Annotated in this window: 3 protein-coding genes; all 3 read left to right on the top strand. The window is 55.3% G+C overall.

The window, feature by feature from the left end; all coding sequences use genetic code 11:
• The first annotated feature begins 429 nt into the window (after positions 1-429).
• The 3 genes from ACR3FF_RS25915 to ACR3FF_RS25905 all read left to right on the top strand — a co-directional run bounded on the left by ACR3FF_RS25915 (position 430) and on the right by ACR3FF_RS25905 (position 3,618).
• A complete protein-coding gene (locus tag ACR3FF_RS25915) occupies positions 430-1,566 on the top strand; it encodes a DUF1214 domain-containing protein (protein WP_458190974.1) in 1,137 nt (378 codons plus the stop codon).
• Between the two features lie 540 nt (positions 1,567-2,106).
• Positions 2,107-3,234, top strand: coding sequence for a hypothetical protein (locus ACR3FF_RS25910; protein WP_458190973.1), 1,128 nt, complete (start codon positions 2,107-2,109; stop codon positions 3,232-3,234).
• Between the two features lie 195 nt (positions 3,235-3,429).
• Positions 3,430-3,618 (top strand): hypothetical protein, encoded by a 189-nt coding sequence (locus ACR3FF_RS25905; protein ID WP_458190972.1) that lies wholly within the window; start codon positions 3,430-3,432, stop codon positions 3,616-3,618.
• The last annotated feature ends 760 nt before the right edge of the window (positions 3,619-4,378 follow it).

The following is a 4,378-nucleotide window of genomic DNA, read 5'->3' as shown; positions in this document are numbered from 1 at the left end:
GCAGCCGTAAGAACAGTGTCTGGATGGTAGAGAAATCTCATAATCACCCATCCAGACGCTTCCTGAGAATCTAACCCCGTCAGTCGTGACTATCCACTGACTCGATGGGAAGTACCGAGAGTGGACAACTAGCGATATTCAGCAACCCAGTTGTGACAGCAGCGTGGTGACTTGTCAAGCTGGTGCAAGATATGAGGCGCTAATGCAACATGCCCACGATATCGAAACGGAGTGGACTGGGTTGTTCGGTGGTGAGAGAACCGATTTCAGATTTCGGCCGAATTGGTCGTTCAGCAGTTCACACTTCTATTATATTAGTATCTTATACAATTCTGGCATTATCTCTTTATCCGGGGTTGTCGTAGGAGGGTGGGAGTTGGGTGGAGCAGTACTGTTGGGCACCGAGTGAGAGAACGAGAGACACCAACCATGACCAACGAGACACACGACACGCCGGCTGATTCAGAAGCGAATTCCAACCCACTGCAGTCAACACGCCGAACCGCACTTCGGGGGGCGGGGCTCGCCGGCTTACTCACGATGGGTGTCGGTAGTGCCAACGCCAGCCAGGGCACGTCGAGCCAGACCACCAAACAGGCCCAGCAACAGGCGGCAAACAAAACCGAGACGGTTCCAGTCACGTGGAAGAGCTTCCCACGCGCACAGTTGCATAGGGAAATGGAAAGCCAGGTCGAAAAGGGTGCATTCGGCAAGTTCTATCATTATCGAACGCTCGCACCCATCGACGCGCAGATCGAAGCCCTGACCAATCGAGACACGCTGTACTCGTTTGCGGTCTTCGATCTCACCGAACCAGTCACCATCACGCTACCGGATACTGGTGATCGCTACCAGTCGATGGTCGTTCTCAACGAGGACCAGTACGTCAAGATGTTCGAATACGCTCCTGGCGAGTACACGTTGACCCGGGACGAGATCGGGACGCGGTACGCCGGTGTCCTGGTCCGTACGTTCGTCGACCCGAACGATCCGGACGACGTAAAGACCGCCCATCGATTACAGGACGAACTCGCAGTGAGCCAGGCCTCGGTCGGCACGTTCGAGATACCCAACTGGGATCAGCAATCGCTCGAAGAACTCTTCGACGCGCTCGTCACAGTCGGAAAAACGATGACCGACTTCAGCGGTGCCTATGGCGACGTCGACGAGGTCAATCCCGTAAAATTCTTGCTCGCGAGTGTGACAGCGTTTGGATTTCCGGCATCTGAGACGACCTTCCTTTCGAGGGTTCCCGCCCAGAACGACGGCGAAACGCCACACACACTTACTGTCCAGGACGTCCCTGTCGACGGGTTCTGGTCGGTCACCGTCTATAACAGCGACTGGTATCTCGAGAAGAACAAGTACGACGCGTATTCGGTCAACAACGTGACCGCAGAACGGAATGCTGACGAGAGTGTCACGGTGCACTTTGGTGGCGACCCCGATCAACCCAACTTCCTCTACACGCCAGAAGACTGGAACTACTTGGTTCGGCTCTACCAACCACGCAAGCCGATTCTCAACGGGAGCTATCAGTTCCCCGAGGCCCAGCCGGTCGAGTGAGGCAAGCAGGCGGCTAGTAGCCGCGATCGTCATTGGCGACTAAGTCGCTGCAATGTCGACCGTCGCTCGTCCGTTATATGGTTGGACAGGCGCAAAACCCACGACTTCAGTCGTGGGATACGCGCCGTACACGTCCTGAGGGCAACGTTTACAACCGTTGCCCGCGTCTCGGTTCGTGTCGGGTCGAAGGCTATGACCCCTTCGGTCTCCGACCGCCCGAAACTGGCGGTTCGAGTGTCCGCCCACCCCGGAAACGGGATGTGCCCCTCGTGGGAACAAAAAACAAGCGTCGGGCTTCGATCCACGACACAAGTAATTCCCGGCGGGTAACCCAAGTTACCGCAGAAGAAACGACCGAACAGTCGACTGTGTGAACCGGCTTGAGGTCACGCTTCGAGATACCCGGCCTGCTCCACCTGTAGAAGTACCTCGACTTTTTCACTGTATTTTTCCTTAAAGAGTCGAGAACCACGTAAGGTTGTGATTGGTGACGAACAATCACTGCGCTTTATCTCGTCATCACTCGACTAGTTGTCTTCTATGAAGTCCGAGACCGTCAGTCGGCGACACCTCCTCTCGGGAGTTGCCGGGATGATCGGGATGAAACCGCTGCAACGCCGAAGACAGCGACTGGAAAATATCCTCGTCATCTTCGGGGGGAGTCCACGGAACGTCATTGAGTACGAATTTAGCGTTACCGGCCGCGTCAGAAAAACACAGGAAAACGGTGGGGCACCCATCGCGGAGCGATTTCTCACCATCGACGACGAAGACAATGTTTTCGACGGGAATGTGACGGGAGCTATTGCCGGTGGGGGAGATGCGTACCGCTTTTCGGGTGAAATTGCGTATTTCAACGCGAGCGGGAACGCGAACGTGTACCTAAACGGCCGCAAACAAGACCCGGCCAACCTTCCTCGGTCGCCCGGTTCCGTCGAGTTTCTCGACTGCCAGACCGTGCGAGTGAAAGGCCCCTTCCAGATCGTCGCAATCACGACGGGCTGGTTCGATCAAGTCGGATTTGCAACGTCGTACTTCCAGTTCGGCCCGATCCGCGGCACGCGTCGCCTCCCACCGAAACAGCTCGCCGACGAGGGGATTTCAGGCTTCTCTGTGGCATATGTGACGGCGTACAAACGGTACCCTGATGGCCCCCAGATCGACCGCAGGAATCCCACACCGAGACGGTGTCTCCGCCAGATTCGTCCGAAACGAATACAACCGTACTTCGTCGACTGTCGGCCAATCGACGCGGAAATGATTCGCGTGATCTTCGGATACAATAATCCGAACGACGCGACATTGCGTCTCAGTAGTACCCTCGACGGCAATGCCATGGGCCGCCCACCACGCAGATTCCGGCCGAATCGACACGCGTTTACCGTCGACTGGCGACCGACGAGCGACGATGACCGACTCGTTTGGCGGCTGAATCTCGAATCATTCGGGTATGACCGTGCGGCCATTGCCGTCACACCGCCAGCGGCTGACTGCGCCGCGACGACAACAACAACTGAAGTGACCACTACAGAACCCGAAGCGACACCGACTGAGCAGCCGCCAACGGAACAGCCTCCGACGGAACGACCCCCGACTGAAGAACCACCAACGGAACAACCCCCGACGGAACAACAGCCGACCGAACAGCCGGGAAATGAGTCACGCTAGTTGTCAATTGCTCTTCGAGTCGTTCCGTATCGTGTCTATCTTTCTTCGAGGAGAGAATCCCGCCGTTTACGGCGGGGAGGGTGTCACAACTGTCAGAGACCGCATCAATCGATCGACAATCGAACACCTGTCGAGGAGGAGCTAAACTAGATAGTGCCGATAAGTTCTTTGTGACACCATCATGTGATTTACTGTATGGATTCGCAGACACTCAAGAAATCAGCTGTTGCAGGATTTATTTCGCTTATAATTACATTAGTTATAACCTATATTGCTTCACTAATCTTCCCGACACCGTGGGAAGTGTTTATTGCTGTCGGATTAGCCTCATTCTTTTCAGCATTTGGTGGCGCGTACGGCGCACACATGCAATATCGTGATTGAAAGCTGAGAGGATAACAGACGTTGTGAATACCGTTCCTATTTTCGGCAGCAACCAGCAGTCCGCCTGCTGAAGCCAGCTGGTCCGTGGCGTGTTGCTGCTATCTATTTTCGTGCGGCTCGCAGGACGCACCGGGCGACCATGGGGATATCCTTCAGGTGACGTTCCCAGCACCAGCGGCGCGCAGTTTGCGTCATCGACGCACGCACTCCAGCGGAACGGCGAGCTAGAGTGACGCGTGTCACGTGAGGCTCCTGAACGTTCGTATAGACCGTGTTTGAGGCTAATGAGACATGCGACACGTTATCGTGCATCTACTTAATGGCACGGGGAGAATCGTGGACGTTCGATGCGGGTTACTGCTGGTTTCTGTAACTGTTTCGCAACCCTACAATCCCGTAGGTATAACTGTGCTGAATACACGGTCTCAGCTGTGTTTAGACGGCGATCAGAGCGACGAGTCCTAACGAATTGCCGTGAGTGCATCGCGTCGAAGAGTTCCGAAAGCGATTGTTCCGTCGACGTGGACTGCCACCATATGCCTGCGTCACGCCGCGTCTAAACACGGCCCAGCCTCTCTATTCAGCACGCCTGTTCTGACGGAAGACTGGTGGTTCGATTGGTCACTGCTGACTCGATGGAAATTCGGTACTTCCCATCGAGTCAGTGGATAGTCACGACTGACGGGGTTAGATTCTCAGGAAGCGTCTGGATGGGTGATTATGAGATTTCTCTACCATCCAGACACTGTTCTTACGGCTG

The organism is Haladaptatus ordinarius (assembly GCF_054177595.1).
The sequence above is the reverse complement of the archived record's forward strand: the minus strand, read 5'-3'. Positions and strand labels throughout refer to the sequence as shown.

Coding starts and splice junctions, on each gene's coding strand:
- ACR3FF_RS25910 (WP_458190973.1), top strand. CDS start 2,107: ATGAAGTCCGAGACCGTCAGTCGGCGACACCTCCTCTCGGGAGTTGCC.
- ACR3FF_RS25905 (WP_458190972.1), top strand. CDS start 3,430: ATGGATTCGCAGACACTCAAGAAATCAGCTGTTGCAGGATTTATTTCG.
- ACR3FF_RS25915 (WP_458190974.1), top strand. CDS start 430: ATGACCAACGAGACACACGACACGCCGGCTGATTCAGAAGCGAATTCC.